The sequence below is a fragment of the Streptomyces sp. NPDC026522 genome (genome assembly GCF_055567555.1).
Window position 1 is genome coordinate 328,829 of sequence record NZ_JBVHQF010000004.1, and the last position, 14,929, is coordinate 343,757.

A 14,929-nucleotide genomic window follows, 5' to 3' on the forward strand; every position below is an offset into this window, starting at 1 on the left:
GCCGTGTGGATATCCGCCGCGCCCGCAGCGTTGCCGAGCTCACCGCCGCCGAAGGGCTCTTCGACGGCCCCGTCCGCGCCGAGTGGGCCACCCGGTTCCTGGCCGCGCCCGGCCACCTGATGCTGATCGCCTACGTCGACGGCGTCCCCGCCGGCATGGTCTCCGGCGTCGAGATGAGCCACCCCGACAAGGGCACCGAGATGTGCCTGTACGAGCTCGCGGTGGACGAGGGCTACCGCCGCCGCGGCATCGGCCGCCAGCTCGCCCTGGCCCTCGCCGACGAGGCCCGGGCGCGTGGCTGTTACGGCATGTGGGTGGGGGTCGACACCGACAACGAGGCCGCCCTCGCCACCTACGCCTCCGCCGGCGCGCGCGACGAGGGCGTCTTCGCCATGCGCGGCTGGCCGCTCTCGCCGGACGCCGCCGCGCCTGACACCCCGTAACCCGTGCGGCGGCGTGTCGGGGGCCAGTCGGCGCACCCCCCGCGCGGGCGCCCCCCACCCGGCCGAGGATCGCGGCATGACCGCACTCAGCACGCTGCTCCCGGCCGCCGCCCTGCTGGCGACGGCCGCCCTGTCCACGGCTCCGGCCCCCGACGCCCCCGAAACCCCCACCGCCCCCTACGTCGTGGTCCTCAAGGACGGCGACGCCCGCGCCCTGGCCGCGACCCGCGCCATGGCCGCGGAGGCGGAGCGGGCCGGCGACGAGGTCATGGCCGTCTACGACACCGCCCTCCACGGCTTCGCGGTCCGCACCACCGCGGCCCGCGCCTCCGCACTGGCCGCCGACCCGCGGGTGGCGTCCGTCGAGCCGGACACCGAGTTCCGGACCAGCGACACCCAGCCGCTGGCCCCCTGGTCCCTCGACCGGATCGACCAGCGCGACCTCCCGCTCGACGGTTCGTACACGTACGCCACCAACGGCGAGGGCGTCACCGTGTACGTCGTCGACACCGGCATCAACACCGTGCACCAGGAGTTCGGGGGCCGCGCGCGGGCCGGCGTCAACACCGTGTGGTTCGAGGGCTCCGACGACTGCAACGGCCACGGCACCCATGTGGCGGGCACGATCGGCGGGGCGACGTACGGGGTGGCGAAGGGGGTCTCGCTCGTCTCGGTGAAGGTGGCGAACTGCCGGGGCAGCGGACGCCTGTCGTCCCTGGTGAACGGCATCGACTGGATGGTCAAGGACGCCACCAGAGCGGCCAAAGCGGCGAAGGCAGCCAAGGGAACCGCCGGCACCCCCGCCCCCGCCCCCCTCACCGCCACCGCCGCCGCGCCCGCCGTCGCCAACATGAGCATGGGCGGCACCCGCAGCTACGCCCTCGACGCGGCCGTCACCCATGCCGTCGCCGCCGGGATCACCTTCACCGTGGCCGCCGGCAACTCCGGCAAGGACGCCTGCACCGGCTCGCCCGCCCGCGTCCCGGACGCCGTCACCGTCGGCGCCACCGACACCGCCGACCACCGCGCCGCCTTCTCCGCGTACGGGCCGTGCGTCGACCTCTCCGCCCCCGGCGTCGGCATCGCCTCGGCCTGGAAGGGTTCCGCCACCGCCCTCGCCCGGGCCACCGGTACCTCCATGGCCGCCCCGCACGTCGCGGGCGCCGCCGCGCTGCTCCTGGCGGACGGCACGCCGAGGACGCCCGCCCAGGTCACCCAGAGCCTCCTGCGCGACGCCAGCCCCGGCCGGATCACCGGTCTCCCGGCCGGCACCCCGAACCTCCTCCTGCACACCCCGACCACCCGCTAGCCCCTCGTCCTCACCCGGCCTGATGGGACATCAATGTGTGTGCGCTTCGGCCCGAAGCAAGTCATTGACTTCTCATCACCGCGACGCGTCAATGTCGGCCTCCGCACCGGCTCGGCCTCCCCCTCACAGCGGGTGGGGGGAGGGTTCGTCTGACGAAGGAGTCGCGACCCAGTGAGTACGACGTTCCGACGAAGAGTGCTGGCCGGGGCGGCCGCGTTGTCCCTGGCCCTGACCGGTGGTGTCGTGGCCATGACGGGGACGGCCCAGGCCGCGACCAAGACCACCCCGGTGCCGGTGAAGTGCGTCGCCCCCGCCCCCCAGCCGGGCGCCAACGGCACCCAGGACTACACGATCACGGTGCCGGACACGGCGAAGGCCGGTCAGAGCGTGCCCATCACGATCGATCCGGGCGAGACCCCGGTCATCCCGATGTTCACCATCGACACAGTCAACACCATCAAGGCGAAGCTGCTCGTCGGCGGGGTCGCGCAGACGGTCACCAGCCCCGCCGTCCCCAGCCACCAAGAGGCCAACAAGAAGTCCGACCCGCCCGCCTTCAGCGGGACCGTCACCATCCCCGAAGGCAGCGAGGGCACGACGCTGCAGATCACCATCGACCAGGTGATCACGGACGCCGACCTCGGCGGCACCGTCTACACCACCACCTGCACGCCGGAGCCCCGGCCCAGCGCCTCCGTCGCGTCGATCGCGGTCGAGGCGCTGCCCAAGGACCCGGTGACGACCAAGGTCACGCCCAACAGCGGCAAGGCGGGCACCGCCGTCGCCGTGACGGGTGCCAACTTCCCGGCCGGCCCGGTCACATGCTCCGCGCTCCTCGCGGGTGCGGCCACGGGTGACACCGGCAGCGGCACGGCGGACGCGTCCGGCGCCGCGACCTGCAACCTGACGGTCACCAAGAAGGCCGACGCGATCAGGATCGACGGCTCGGTCACCCCGTACAAGTCGTTCGTGTTCGTGGAGGACCAGGCGGGCGTCAAGAACCCCGTCGACGTCGAGGTGCTGCCCGGTCCGCTGGCCCTCGGCCCGAAGGACGGCCAGCCGGCCGTCAGTTTCGGTGCGGTCACCATCAACGGCAAGGCGCAGTCGGTGTTCGGCGCGTTCAACGCCGCCACCGTGCAGGACTTCCGCGGCGGTTCGCTCGGCTGGGACGTCACGGCGACCCGTACGCCGTTCCTGAACGCGGCCACGGGCCACTCCATGGCCAAGGCGCAGCTCGGCATCCAGCCGTCCTGCACGGTGACCAACCCGGACAGCCCGAGCACCTGCACCGCCGGTGCGCCGGGTGCCATCACGGACACCCCGATGAAGATCGCCTCGCAGGCGGCCGGCGGTGACGAGCTGACCGGCGGCGAGTTCGCGGTGGGCGGCGCGGCGATGCTCCAGCTGCCGCCGTTCATGTTCGCCGACACCTACCGGTCGGTCGTGACCTTCTCGATCGCCTGATCCACCGCCACCGGGGTCGGTGCGGCACCTGCCGTGCCGTCCCCGGTGGTGCCCCGCCCGCAGCCGTGGCGTGACTGGAGGACCGACATGCGCCCCCGCACCGCTTCCCCGTACGGTCTGTTCCTCGCCCTGCTGCTGCCCGTCGTGGCGCTCCTGCTCGGCGGGCCCGCGGCGAGCGCCGCGGACAACGGCACGTGGGGGGTCTTCCCGACGCCGCCTCCCGGCGCGGCGCTGTCGGACCGGGCGTACTTCTTCCACCAGGGCGCCGCCGGGACCACCGTCGCCGACAGCGTGACGGTCCTGAACTCCTCCGACAAGGAGCTGACCTTCCAGGTCTTCGCCACCGACGCCATGAACACCCCCGTCGGCGGCGCCTTCGCGCTGCTGCCGGTCGAGACGAAGCCGAAGGACGTCGGCGCGTGGATCACCCTGCCGCCGGAGACGGCGCGGACGGTCACCGTCCCGCCCAAGGGCCGCAAGGACCTCCCGTTCACCGTGCGGGTCCCCGCGGACGCCGCTCCGGGTGACCACGTCGGCGGGATAGTGGCGCTGAACACCGCGGTGGAGGGGGTGCAGCAGGACGGCAAGGTCCAGGTCGGGGTGAAGCGTTCGGTCGGCGCCCGCCTGTACTTCCGGGTACCGGGGCCGGTGACTCCGGCGCTGTCCGTGGAGGACGTCAGGGTCGAACGGGACGCGCCGCTGCTGCCGTGGGTCATGAGCGCCTCGGCGCGGATCTCGTACAGCCTGGTCAACCGGGGCAACGTGGTGGTCGAGCCGCGGGTGGCGGTGACCGCCGGGGGGCTGTTCGGGCGTACGGTACTGAACCGGCCGGCCCGTGACCTCAAGCTGGTGCTGCTCCCGGGCGAGCGGATCGAGCTGACCGAGCCCTGGCCGGACGCCCCGCAGTCGGACCGGGTGCACGTACGGGTCAAGGCCGACGGGGCCGCCCAGCCGGACCTGCGCGCGCAGGGCGGTACGGACTTCCTCGCCGTCCCCTGGCCCGCCGTCGGCGCCGTCCTCCTCCTGACGGCCGCCGCCCTCACCCGCCGCGCCCTCCACCACCGCCGCCGGCCCGCCCCCGGCCCGCCCGCTCCGGCGGAGGACCTGGCCGCAGCCCGCTGACGGCCCGGGGGCCTGGCGGAACGGGGCCCGCCCCCCGCGTGAGGGTGCGGGGGGCGGGCGGTCCGGCGAAGCGGGGGAAAGACGAAGGAGAGGGCGGCTCAGTGGTTGCGCGGGAAGCCGAGGTCGACGCCCGCCGGGGCTTCGGAGGGGTCGGGCCAGCGGGTGGTGACGACCTTGCCGCGGGTGTAGAAGTGGATGCCGTCGTTGCCGTAGATGTGGTGGTCCCCGAAGAGGGAGTCCTTCCAGCCGCCGAAGGAGTGGTAGCCCACCGGCACCGGGATCGGCACGTTCACGCCGACCATGCCGGCCTGGATCTCCAGCTGGAAGCGGCGGGCGGCGCCGCCGTCGCGGGTGAAGATCGCGGTGCCGTTGCCGAACGGCGAGGCGTTGATGAGCGCCACGCCCTCCTCGTAGGTCTCGGTGCGCAGCACGCACAGCACCGGGCCGAAGATCTCGTCGCGGTAGGCGTCGGAGTCGGTCCTGACGTTGTCCAGCAGCGACAGGCCGATCCAGTGGCCGTTCTCGTTGCCCTCGACCGTGTACCCGGTGCCGTCCAGGACCACGTCCGCGCCCTGGGCCGCGGCGCCCTTGACGTAGGAGGCGACCTTGTCGCGGTGGGCGGCGGTGATCAGCGGGCCCATTTCGGACGTCGGGTCGTTGCCGGGGCCGATCTTGATCTTCTCGGCGCGCTCGCGGATCTTGTCCACCAGCTCGTCGGCGATCGAACCGACCGCCACGACCGCCGAGATGGCCATGCAGCGCTCGCCCGCCGAACCGTATGCGGCCGAGACGGCCGCGTCGGCGGCGGCGTCCAGGTCGGCGTCCGGCAGGACCAGCATGTGGTTCTTGGCGCCGCCCAGCGCCTGGACCCGCTTGCCGTTGGCGGCGGCGGTGGTGTGGATGTGGCGGGCGATCGGCGTGGAGCCGACGAAGGAGACGGCGGCGATGCCGGGGTGGGCGAGCAGCGCGTCGACGGCCACCTTGTCACCGTGGACGACGTTCAGCACGCCCGCCGGGAGACCGGCCTCCGTGGCCAGCTCGGCCAGCTTGTTGGCGGCCGACGGGTCCTTCTCGCTCGGCTTGAGGATGAAGGTGTTGCCGCAGGCGACGGCCAGCGGGAACATCCACATCGGCACCATCGCCGGGAAGTTGAACGGGGTGATGCCCGCGACCACGCCAAGCGGCTGGCGGATGGAGGAGACGTCGACGCGGTTGGAGACCGACGTCGACAGCTCGCCCTTGAGCTGCGTGGTGATTCCGCAGGCCAGCTCGACGATCTCCAGGCCGCGCGCGACCTCGCCCAGCGCGTCCGAGTGCACCTTGCCGTGCTCGGCGACGATCAGTTCGGCGATCGCGTCGCGGTTGGCGTCCAGCAGGGCGCGGTAGGCGAACAGCACCTTCGTACGGGCGGCCAGCGAGGACTGGCCCCAGCTCTGGAAGGCCTCGGCGGCGACCCGTACGGCCGCGTCGACCTCCGCCGCGGAGGCGAGCGCGACCTGCGTGGTGACCTCGCCGGTGGCCGGGTCGGTGACCGGGCCGTAGTTGCCCGACGCGCCCTCGACGGTCTTGCCACCGATCCAGTGGTTGACGGTCTTCATGTGCCTTGCTCCTTCACAGATGGCGACGTCGCTGCGCGGCTTGCCGGTCGTACTCTTCGCGGGCCGAGGCCGCCGCCGCACGGGTCGCGGTCTCGGCCACAGGAACATCCCACCACGCCTGTGCCGGGGGTGGGCCCGACACAGTGTCGGGTGTTCGGGTCTGCGTGTAGACACATGTGGGACGGTCCGAAGCCCGCGCCTCCACGAGGGCTTTCCGCAGGTCACGTACGGTCTCGGCGCGGATGACGGCCATTCCCAGGGAGGCCGCGTTGGCCGCGAGGTCCACCGGCAGCGGGGCGCCGGTGTACCCGCCGTCGGCCGCCCGGAAGCGGTACGCCGTCCCGAAGCCCTCGCCGCCCACCGCCGCCGACAGGCCGCCGATCGAGGCGTAGCCGTGGTTGTCGAGGATGACGACCTTGACCGGGACGCCCTCCTGCACGGCGGTGACCAGCTCGGTCGGGTTCATCAGGTAGGTGCCGTCGCCGACCAGCGCCCACACGGGCCGGCCGGGCGCGGCGAGCGCCGTCCCGATCGCGGCGGGGATCTCGTAACCCATGCAGGAGTAGCCGTACTCGACGTGGTACTGGTCGGCGGAACGGGCGCGCCACAGCTTGTGCAGGTCCCCGGGGAGCGAGCCGGCCGCGTTGATCAGGATGTCGGAGTCGTCGACGGTGGCGTCGAGCAGGCCGAGCACCTGGGCCTGCGTCGGGGCGGCGTCCTCGTCGGGACTCGCGTAGGCCTGCTCGACCAGCCGCTCCCAGCCGCGCTTGCCCTCTTTGTACGTCGTCTCGTACGAGGGGTCCACGCGGTACCCGGCGAGCGCGACCCGGAGTTCTTCCAGGCCCACCCGCGCATCGCCGACCAGCGGCCGGGCGGCGAGCTTGTGGGCGTCGTACGGGTCGAGGTTCAGCCCGACGAAGCGCACGGCCGGGTTCCGGAACAGGGTCGCGGAGGCGGTGGTGAAGTCGGTCAGCCGGGTCCCCGCGGCGATCACCAGGTCGGCGTCCCGGGCGAGCGCGTCGGCGGTGGCCGTGCCGGTGTGCCCGACGCCGCCCACCTCGGCGGGGTGGTCGAAGGGCAGGGCGCCCTTGCCGGCCTGGGTGGCCGCGACCGGGATCCCGGTCGCGTCGGCGAACTCCGCGAGGGCGGCCTGGGCCGCGCTGTGCCGGATGCCGCCCCCGGCGATGAGCAGCGGGCGCGCGGAGCCCCGTACCGCTCCGGCGGCGGCGGCCAGCTCGTCCCGGTCGGGCCGGGGCCGGCGCACCCGCCACACCCGCTCGGCGAAGAACTCCTCGGGCCAGTCGTGGGCCTCGGCCTGTACGTCCTGCGGCAGCGCGAGGGTCACGGCGCCGGTCTGCACGGGGTCGGTGAGCACCCGTACCGCCTGGAGGGCGGCGGGGATCAGCGCCTCCGGGCGGCCGACCCGGTCGAAGAAGCGGGACACGGGCCGCAGCGTGTCGTTGACGGAGACGTCGCCGGCGTGGGGCACCTCCAGCTGCTGGAGCACCGGATCGGCGGGCCGGGTGGCGAAGGTGTCCCCGGGCAGCAGCAGCACCGGCAGCCGGTTGACGGTCGCGAGGGCGGCCCCGGTGACGAGGTTGGTCGCGCCGGGCCCGATGGAGGTGGTCACGGCGTGCGCCGACAGCCGCCCCGACTGGCGGGCGTACCCGACGGCCGCGTGCACCATGGCCTGCTCGTTGCGCCCTTGGAGGAAGGGCATCTCCGCCCGGCCGCTCTCCAGCAGGGCCTGCCCGATCCCGGCGACGTTGCCGTGCCCGAAGATCCCCCAGGTGGCGGCGACCAGCCGGCGGCGGTGCCCGTCGCGCTCGGTGTACTGGCGGGCGAGGAACCGGACGAGGGCCTGCGCCACGGTGAGCCTGATCGTGGTCATGGGCGGGGGTCCTCCGCTCGGTAGAACGGCAGTCGGGGGTCGGTCTCCCCGGCGGCCCAGGTGGACCGGATCCAGCCGTGGTCGGGGTGGTCGCGGATCAGCCACTCCCGCGGGCCCTCGGGTCCGGCCATCACGTTCAGGTAGTACATGTCGTGCCCGGGCGTGGCGATGGACGGCCCGTGCCAGCCGTCCGGGATGAGCACCGCGTCCCCGGTCCGCACCTCGGTGAGGATGTCGGTCTTCCCGGCCGGGGAGGGGGTGACGCGCTGGTAGCCGACGCCGGGCGTGCCGTCGTGCGGGGCGATCTCGAAGTAGTAGATCTCCTCCAGCCGGGACTCCTCGCCGGGCCGGTGCTCGTCGTGCTTGTGGGGCGGGTACGAGGACCAGTTCCCGCCGGGGGTGAGCACCTCGACCGCGATGAGCCGGTCGCAGGCGAACACGTCGGCGGCGGCGAAGTTGTTGACCTGGCGGGAGCACTGCCCGGCGCCGCGCAGCTCGACCGGCACCTGCTCGGCCGGCCCGTACCGGGCGGGCAGCGCCCGCTCGCAGCGCGCCCCGACGAGCGCGAACCGGCCCCCGCCCGGGGAGCTGATGTCGGCGCGGCCGTCGCGCGGCAGGTAGGCGAAGTCGCTCACCGAAGCGAACACGTCCTCCCGGCCGCGTACTTCGATGACCTGCGGGTCGGGGGCGCGGCAGGCGACCGCGCAGCCGCCCGCCAGCGGCAGGACGATCCACTCGTGGTCGCCGCAGGAGTGCGCGTACGTCTCGCCGGGGGCGAGGTCGAGCACCCGCAGGGCCGTGGAGGCCATCGCGTGGGAGGCGGTCACCGTCACTGTTCCAGCACCTCCTCGACCTCCTTGGGGTAGGGCATCGCGGTCGAACAGGCCAGCCGGGAGGCGACGATGGCGCCCGCCGCGTTGGCGAACCGCAGCACCTGCTCCGTGTCCCAGCCCGCGAGCAGCCCGTGGCACAGCGCGCCCCCGAAGGCGTCGCCCGCCCCGAGGCCGTTGACCACCTCCACCGGCACCGGCGGCACCGCCACGGCCGTCCCGTCGCGGTGGACGGCGAGCACCCCGGCCGGGCCGCGTTTGACGACGGCCAGTTCCACCCCGGCCGCCAGCAGCGCCCGCGCCGCCGCGTACGGCTCCCGCTCGCCCGTCGCGATCGCGCACTCCTCGGCGTTGCCGACGGCCACCGTGGCCAGGCCGAGCGCCCGCTCGTACCAGGGCCCCGGCTCGTCGCTCCACAGCATCGGCCGCCAGTCGAGGTCGAACACCGTGGTCCCGGATTTCGAGCGGGCTTCGAGCGCGGCCAGGGTGGCGCTCCGGCTCGGCTCCGCGCTCAGGCCGGTACCCGTCATCCAGAACACCCGGGCGGCCCGTACCGCGCCGGCGTCGATCTCGTCGGCCGCGATCTCCAGGTCCGGCGCCTTCGGGAACCGGTAGAAGTACAGCGGGAAGTCGTCCGGCGGGAAGATCTCGCAGAACGTGACGGGCGTCGGGTAGGCCGCCACCTCGCGCACCCACCGGTCATCGACGCCGAATCCGCGCAGCTCGGCGCGGAGGTACGCGCCGAAGGGGTCGGCTCCGGTCCGGGTGATCACGGCGACCCGGCGGCCGAGGCGGGCCGCCGCCACCGCGACGTTCGTCGGGGAGCCGCCCAGGAACTTGCCGAAGGTGTCCGCCTCGGCGAGCGGTACGCCGGTCGTCAGCGGGTAGAGATCCACCCCGATGCGCCCCATCGTGATCAGGTCGAACGCGTCCCCGTCCGCGCTGGTCGGTGCCACTGCTGCCACTTCCTCTCCCACTGCTTCCCCGTCCCCTTTCGAGCCTCGCACCCTAAGGTGGCCGCCATGACGTCCTCGCCGTCTTCCACTCCCCCGCCCTCCGCTCCTCCGTCCTCCCCACCCCCGTCCTCCCCACCCGCGCTGACCCGTATCCGCGTCGGTTCCGCTCCGGACTCGTGGGGCGTCTGGTTTCCGGACGATCCCCGCCAGACGCCGTGGGAGCGGTTCCTGGACGAGGTCGCGGACGCCGGGTACGAGTGGATCGAACTCGGCCCGTACGGCTACCTGCCCACCGATCCGGCCCGCCTCGCCGACGAGACCGCCAAGCGCGGCCTGCGGGTGTCCGCGGGCACCGTCTTCACCGGACTCCATCACGGGCCGGGGGTGTGGGAGCAGACCTGGGAGCACGTGTCGCGGATCGCGGAACTCACCCGGGCCATGGGGGCGGCGCACCTCGTGGTCATCCCGTCGTTCTGGCGCGACGACAAGACCGGCGAGGTGCTGGAGGACCGGACCCTCTCGGCGTCCGGCTGGCGCGAACTGACCTCGCAGACCGAGCGCCTGGGCCGGGAGGTGCGCGAGCGGTACGGGCTGCGGATCGTGGTCCACCCGCACGCCGACACCCACATCGACACCCCGGAGAACGTCGCCCGGTTCCTGGACGCCACCGATCCGGAGCTGGTCTCGCTCTGCCTGGACACGGGGCACTACGCGTACTGCGGCGGGGACAGCGTCCGGGCCGTCGAGACCTTCGGCGAACGGATCGGCTACCTGCACCTCAAGCAGGTGGATCCGCGCATCCTCGCCGAAGTCGTCGCCGGTCAGGTGCCGTTCGGGCCGGCCGTGGCGCGCGGGGTGATGTGCGAGCCGCCGGCGGGGGTACCCGCGCTGGAACCCGTACTGGCCGCCGCGCAGGCGCTCGGCGCGGACCTGTTCGCGATCGTCGAGCAGGACATGTACCCGTGTCCGCCGGACCGGCCGCTGCCGATCGCCCGCCGGACCCGCGCCTACCTGCGCTCCTGCGGCGCCCGCTGACCACCCGACACATCGAGGGGGACCCCACATGACCAGTACGCTCGGCATCGCCGTCATCGGCACCGGGAGGATGGGCGCCGACCACGTCCGCCGGATCGGCCGGACGGTCGGCGGGGCGCGGGTGGTGGCCGTGGCGGACCCGGACGGCGACCGCGTCAAGGAGGCCGTGGCGGGTCTGGACGGCGTGAGCGCGCACACCGACGCGGCGGCGGCGATGGCCGCGCCCGGGGTGGACGCCGTACTGATCGCCTCGCCCGGGCCCGCCCACGAGGAGGCGCTCCTGCACGCCCTGGCCCGGCAGCTGCCGGTGCTGTGCGAGAAGCCGCTGACCCCCGATCCGGCGGGCGCCCTGCGGGTGCTGGAGGCGGAGCTGAGGCTGGGCCGCAGGCTGGTCCAGGTGGGCTTCATGCGGCGCCACGACGCCGAGTACGAGCGGCTGAAAGCGCTGCTGGACGGGGGCGGGATCGGCCGGCCGCTGTTCCTGCACTGCCGGCACCGCAACGCGGCCTCGCCGTCGTTCTTCACCAGCGACATGCTGATCAGCGATTCCGTGGTGCACGAGGTGGACGCGGCCCGCTGGCTGCTCGAGCAGGAGATCACCGCGGTGACCGTCCTTGCGCCCGCCCCGTCCGCGGCCGCGCCGCAGGGCCTGAGCGATCCCCGCTTCGTGCTGCTGGAGACCTCGGGCGGGGCGATCGTCGACGTGGAGATCTTCGTCAACTGCGGTTTCGGCTACCAGGTGCAGTGCGAGGCGGTCGGCGAGTCGGGCAGCGCCCGGATCGGAGACGCCCACGCGATGGTCGTGCAGTCGGCGGGCCGGTGGGGCGGGGAGATCGCCCAGGACTTCCTCACCCGGTTCGCCGATGCCTACGACCGCCAGGTGCGGCGGTGGGTGGCGGCCGCCGCGCGGGGCCGGATCGACGGGCCCGACGTGTGGGACGGTTATGCGGCCGCCGCCGTCTCCGAGGCGGGCCTGGCCGCTGCGCGCAGCGGTGCCCGGACCCCGGTGGAGCTCGTGGAACGGCCCGCGCTCTACCGCTGAGCCCCCGGCCGGTGTGCCACACCGGTCGCCGCGCCCCATCCCTGAGCCCCCCGGCCGGTGTGCCACACCGGTCACAGAGATCCCCGGTGTGTCACGCATGTCCGCGTTACGCGGGCTTTCCGTCACAGCCGGTCGACAGCCCCTCCCCTGCGGTCACCGAAAGTCGTTCCCCGGGCACAACCCGAGTGATCGTCCGTCCACGCGCCGGCTCCCCCGACGGCCTCCCCGGCCGGCCCCGGCGCCGTGGACAAGGAGGTGTCGTGCATGAGCGACCGACAGCTGTGGTCGTACAAGGAGATCGCCGCCCACATCCGGGTCCAGCCGGACACGGTGCGCTCCTACCGCAAGCACGGACTGCTGCCGGCCCCGGACAAGGTGGAGCACGGCAAGCCCTACTGGTACGACGATACGATCCGCGCCTGGGTGGCTCGCCGACCAGGGAACCGGGGCCGGCGCGACGCGTGAGCCGCGATGCCTCGACCGCACCGCGCCGCGCTTCCCCGAATACCCCCTGGGGGTACACTGGCGAAAGGACCGGGGAGGAGGGTGGAAGACGCCTCCCCGCCCCCGACCGACCCGCCCTCGAAGAGGAGAACGACATGAGCGCCGAGACGGACACCCAGACCACCGCCGTCTACCGGGTGACCGGCATGACCTGCGGGCACTGCGAGGGCGCGGTGACCGAAGAGCTCTCGGCGCTGCCGGGGGTGACCTCGGTCAAGGCCGTCGCCGCGACCGGTGAGGTCACCGTGGTCTCCGCCGCCCCGCTCGACGAGGAGGCCGTACGCGCCGCCGTGGACGAGGCCGGGTACGAGCTGGCCGGCCGGGCCTGAGGCCCGGTAGAACAGCGGAAGGACCCCCGCCGGGTCGTACGGGACCGCTCATACTGGTCCCGTACGGCCCGGCCTTTCCCTTGGAGCCGGAAATGAGCGGCAGCGCAGTGCACGAAGGACCGGTGGCGGTGGCCGGCACCGCCGAGGTCGAGCTGGCCATCGGCGGGATGACCTGCGCCTCCTGCGCCGCCCGCATCGAGAAGAAGCTGAACCGGATGGCCGGGGTCAGCGCCACGGTGAACTACGCCACCGAGAAGGCGAAGGTTTTGTACGCGGGTGACGTGCGGGTGGCCGACCTGATCGCGACCGTCGTGAAGACCGGCTACACCGCCGAGGAGCCCCCGCCGCCCGCACCGGAGCCCGGCGAGGCCACCGCCGACGGCGCCGACGCCGCCACCGGCGCCGCCGACGCCGCCGACCAGGCGCCGGCCGCGCTGCGCCGGCGCCTGGTTGTCAGCGCCGCCCTGGCGCTGCCGGTCGTGGTCCTGGCCATGGTCCCGGCCCTCCAGTTCGACGACTGGCAGTGGCTCTCGCTGCTCCTGGCCACGCCGGTCGCCCTGTGGGGCGCCCTGCCCTTCCACCGGGCCGCCTGGACGAACGCGACGCACGGCGCGGCCACCATGGACACCCTGGTCTCGCTCGGCACGCTCGCCGCCTTCGGCTGGTCGCTGTGGGCGCTGTTCTTCGGCCACGCCGGAATGACCGGGATGCGGCACGGCTTCACCTTCACCGCGTCCGGGACGGGCGACTCCCTCTACCTGGAGGTCGCCGCCGGCGTCGTCACCTTCATCCTGCTCGGCCGCTATCTGGAGGCCCGCTCCAAGCGGAAGGCCGGCGCGGCCCTCAAGGCGCTGCTGGAGCTGGGGGCCAAGGACGTCGCCGTGCTGCGCGACGGCCGCGAGGTGCGGATCCCGGTCGGCGCGCTCGCCGTCGGCGACCGGTTCGTGGTCCGGCCCGGCGAGAAGATCGCCACCGACGGCACGGTGGCCGAGGGCAGCTCCGCCGTCGACGTGTCCCTGCTGACCGGCGAGTCCCTCCCCGTCGACGTGGGCGTCGGCGACTCCGTCACCGGCGCCACCGTCAACACCTCCGGGCGGCTGCTCGTCGAGGCGACCCGGGTCGGCGCGGACACCCAGCTGGCCCGGATCGCCCGGCTGGTCGAGGAGGCGCAGAACGGCAAGGCCGGGGTGCAGCGCCTCGCCGACCGGATCTCCGCCGTCTTCGTGCCCGTCGTCCTGCTGCTCTCCCTCGGGACCTGGGTGACCTGGCTGCTGATCACCGACGATCCGACGGCCGCGTTCACCGCCGCCGTGGCCGTCCTGATCATCGCCTGCCCCTGCGCCCTGGGACTGGCCACCCCGACCGCGCTGATGGTCGGCACCGGCCGGGGCGCCCAGCTCGGCATCCTGATCAAGGGGCCGGAGGTGCTGGAGTCGACCCGGCGGGTGGACACCGTCGTACTGGACAAGACCGGCACCGTCACGACCGGCCGGATGACCCTGACCGGGGTGCACCCCGCCCCGGGCGTGGACGAAGCCGAGCTGCTGCGGTTGGCCGGTTCCCTGGAGCACGCCTCCGAGCACCCCGTCGCCCGGGCCGTCGCGGAGGGCGCCGCCGAGCGGGTGGGCGCCCTGCCGGTCCCCGCGGACTTCGAGAACTTCCCCGGGCTCGGCGTACGGGGCGTGGTCGGCGGGCGCTCCGTACTGGTGGGCCGGGAGCGGCTGCTGGCGGAGCGGGGCGTCGCCGCCCTGCCGGCCGCCCTGGCCGGGGCCCTGGCCGCCGCGGAGGCCGCGGGCGCCACGGCCGTGCTGGTCGCCTGGGACGGGCAGCCGCGCGGGGTGCTGAGCGTGGCCGACGCGGTGAAGGGGACCAGCGCCGAGGCGGTGACCCGGCTGCGGGCGCTCGGGCTCACCCCGGTGCTGCTGACGGGCGACAACCGGGCCGCGGCCGAGGCCGCGGCCCGCGAGGTGGGCATCGACGAGGTGATCGCCGAGGTGCTCCCGCAGGAGAAGGTGGAGGTCGTGCGCCGGCTCCAGGCCGAGGGCCGTACGGTCGCCATGGTGGGGGACGGCGTCAACGACGCAGCGGCCCTCGCCCAGGCGGATCTGGGCCTGGCCATGGGGACCGGTACGGACGCCGCGATCGAGGCGGGCGACCTCACGCTCGTCCGGGGCGACCTGCGGGTGGCGGCGGACGCCATCCGCCTCTCCCGCCGGACCCTGGCCACCATCAAGGGCAACCTCTTCTGGGCCTTCGGCTACAACCTGGCCGCACTGCCGCTGGCGGCTTCCGGGCTGCTCAACCCGATGATCGCCGGGGCGGCCATGGCCTTTTCTTCGGTCTTCGTGGTGACCAACAGCCTGCGGTTGCGGTCCTTCCGCTAGAGGATTGCCTTCGCACCGCACA

13 protein-coding genes are annotated in these 14,929 nt (G+C 73.8%); 9 read left to right on the forward strand and 4 right to left on the reverse strand.

Annotated elements, in window-relative coordinates; all coding sequences use genetic code 11:
• Positions 1-5: 5 nt before the first annotated feature.
• From ACZ4M3_RS12910 to ACZ4M3_RS12925, 4 genes are all read left to right on the forward strand, one after another.
• Positions 6-443 (forward strand): GNAT family N-acetyltransferase, encoded by a 438-nt coding sequence (locus tag ACZ4M3_RS12910; RefSeq protein ID WP_467731845.1) that lies wholly within the window; start codon positions 6-8, stop codon positions 441-443.
• A gap of 76 nt (positions 444-519) precedes the next feature.
• Entirely contained in the window at positions 520-1,752 is a 1,233-nt protein-coding gene (locus ACZ4M3_RS12915) for a S8 family peptidase (protein WP_467731847.1), read from the forward strand.
• A gap of 171 nt (positions 1,753-1,923) precedes the next feature.
• On the forward strand, positions 1,924-3,216 hold the full coding sequence (locus ACZ4M3_RS12920) for a hypothetical protein (RefSeq protein ID WP_467731849.1): 1,293 nt from the start codon (positions 1,924-1,926) through the stop codon (positions 3,214-3,216).
• An 87-nt stretch (positions 3,217-3,303) separates the two neighbouring features.
• A complete protein-coding gene (locus ACZ4M3_RS12925) occupies positions 3,304-4,338 on the forward strand; it encodes a WxL protein peptidoglycan domain-containing protein (RefSeq protein ID WP_467731851.1) in 1,035 nt (344 codons plus the stop codon).
• Between the two features lie 98 nt (positions 4,339-4,436).
• Here the strand turns inward: ACZ4M3_RS12925 and ACZ4M3_RS12930 are convergent, their stop codons facing one another.
• Genes ACZ4M3_RS12930 through iolC form a run of 4 tightly spaced genes read right to left on the reverse strand, consistent with a single transcriptional unit; the run spans position 4,437 to position 9,568 of the window.
• A complete protein-coding gene (locus ACZ4M3_RS12930; protein ID WP_467731853.1) occupies positions 4,437-5,936 on the reverse strand; it encodes a CoA-acylating methylmalonate-semialdehyde dehydrogenase in 1,500 nt (499 codons plus the stop codon).
• A gap of 13 nt (positions 5,937-5,949) precedes the next feature.
• Positions 5,950-7,827: a 3D-(3,5/4)-trihydroxycyclohexane-1,2-dione acylhydrolase (decyclizing) gene (gene iolD, locus ACZ4M3_RS12935; protein ID WP_467731855.1), complete on the reverse strand. Its 1,878-nt coding sequence runs from the start codon at positions 7,825-7,827 to the stop codon at positions 5,950-5,952.
• On the reverse strand, positions 7,824-8,636 hold the full coding sequence (gene iolB / locus ACZ4M3_RS12940; protein WP_467732240.1) for a 5-deoxy-glucuronate isomerase: 813 nt from the start codon (positions 8,634-8,636) through the stop codon (positions 7,824-7,826). The genes iolD and iolB overlap by 4 nt, the downstream gene beginning before the upstream one ends.
• Positions 8,637-8,656: 20 nt before the next feature.
• Positions 8,657-9,568 (reverse strand): 5-dehydro-2-deoxygluconokinase, encoded by a 912-nt coding sequence (gene iolC / locus ACZ4M3_RS12945; protein ID WP_467732242.1) that lies wholly within the window; start codon positions 9,566-9,568, stop codon positions 8,657-8,659.
• 111 nt (positions 9,569-9,679) lie between these two features.
• Here iolC and ACZ4M3_RS12950 point away from each other — a divergent pair, with 111 nt between their 5' ends.
• From ACZ4M3_RS12950 to ACZ4M3_RS12970, 5 genes are all read left to right on the forward strand, one after another.
• Positions 9,680-10,648: a sugar phosphate isomerase/epimerase family protein gene (locus ACZ4M3_RS12950; protein ID WP_467731857.1), complete on the forward strand. Its 969-nt coding sequence runs from the start codon at positions 9,680-9,682 to the stop codon at positions 10,646-10,648.
• Between the two features lie 28 nt (positions 10,649-10,676).
• The gene (locus ACZ4M3_RS12955) at positions 10,677-11,690 is read left to right on the forward strand and encodes a Gfo/Idh/MocA family protein (RefSeq protein WP_467731858.1); all 1,014 of its coding nucleotides are present in this window, start codon (positions 10,677-10,679) and stop codon (positions 11,688-11,690) included.
• Between the two features lie 264 nt (positions 11,691-11,954).
• Positions 11,955-12,155: a helix-turn-helix transcriptional regulator gene (locus ACZ4M3_RS12960; RefSeq protein ID WP_467731860.1), complete on the forward strand. Its 201-nt coding sequence runs from the start codon at positions 11,955-11,957 to the stop codon at positions 12,153-12,155.
• 134 nt (positions 12,156-12,289) lie between these two features.
• Positions 12,290-12,523, forward strand: coding sequence for a heavy-metal-associated domain-containing protein (locus ACZ4M3_RS12965; protein ID WP_467731862.1), 234 nt, complete (start codon positions 12,290-12,292; stop codon positions 12,521-12,523).
• A 92-nt stretch (positions 12,524-12,615) separates the two neighbouring features.
• Entirely contained in the window at positions 12,616-14,907 is a 2,292-nt protein-coding gene (locus ACZ4M3_RS12970; RefSeq protein WP_467731864.1) for a heavy metal translocating P-type ATPase, read from the forward strand.
• Positions 14,908-14,929: the final 22 nt, after the last annotated feature.

Excerpts from the sequence above, each read along its gene's own strand:
- ACZ4M3_RS12915 (WP_467731847.1), top strand. The coding sequence starts at position 520 with ATGACCGCACTCAGCACGCTGCTCCCGGCCGCCGCCCTGCTGGCGACG.
- ACZ4M3_RS12925 (WP_467731851.1), top strand. The coding sequence starts at position 3,304 with ATGCGCCCCCGCACCGCTTCCCCGTACGGTCTGTTCCTCGCCCTGCTG.
- ACZ4M3_RS12930 (WP_467731853.1), bottom strand. The coding sequence starts at position 5,936 with ATGAAGACCGTCAACCACTGGATCGGTGGCAAGACCGTCGAGGGCGCG.
- iolD (WP_467731855.1), bottom strand. The coding sequence starts at position 7,827 with ATGACCACGATCAGGCTCACCGTGGCGCAGGCCCTCGTCCGGTTCCTC.
- iolB (WP_467732240.1), bottom strand. The coding sequence starts at position 8,636 with ATGGCCTCCACGGCCCTGCGGGTGCTCGACCTCGCCCCCGGCGAGACG.
- iolC (WP_467732242.1), bottom strand. The coding sequence starts at position 9,568 with ATGGGGCGCATCGGGGTGGATCTCTACCCGCTGACGACCGGCGTACCG.
- ACZ4M3_RS12950 (WP_467731857.1), top strand. The coding sequence starts at position 9,680 with ATGACGTCCTCGCCGTCTTCCACTCCCCCGCCCTCCGCTCCTCCGTCC.
- ACZ4M3_RS12955 (WP_467731858.1), top strand. The coding sequence starts at position 10,677 with ATGACCAGTACGCTCGGCATCGCCGTCATCGGCACCGGGAGGATGGGC.
- ACZ4M3_RS12960 (WP_467731860.1), top strand. The coding sequence starts at position 11,955 with ATGAGCGACCGACAGCTGTGGTCGTACAAGGAGATCGCCGCCCACATC.
- ACZ4M3_RS12965 (WP_467731862.1), top strand. The coding sequence starts at position 12,290 with ATGAGCGCCGAGACGGACACCCAGACCACCGCCGTCTACCGGGTGACC.
- ACZ4M3_RS12970 (WP_467731864.1), top strand. The coding sequence starts at position 12,616 with ATGAGCGGCAGCGCAGTGCACGAAGGACCGGTGGCGGTGGCCGGCACC.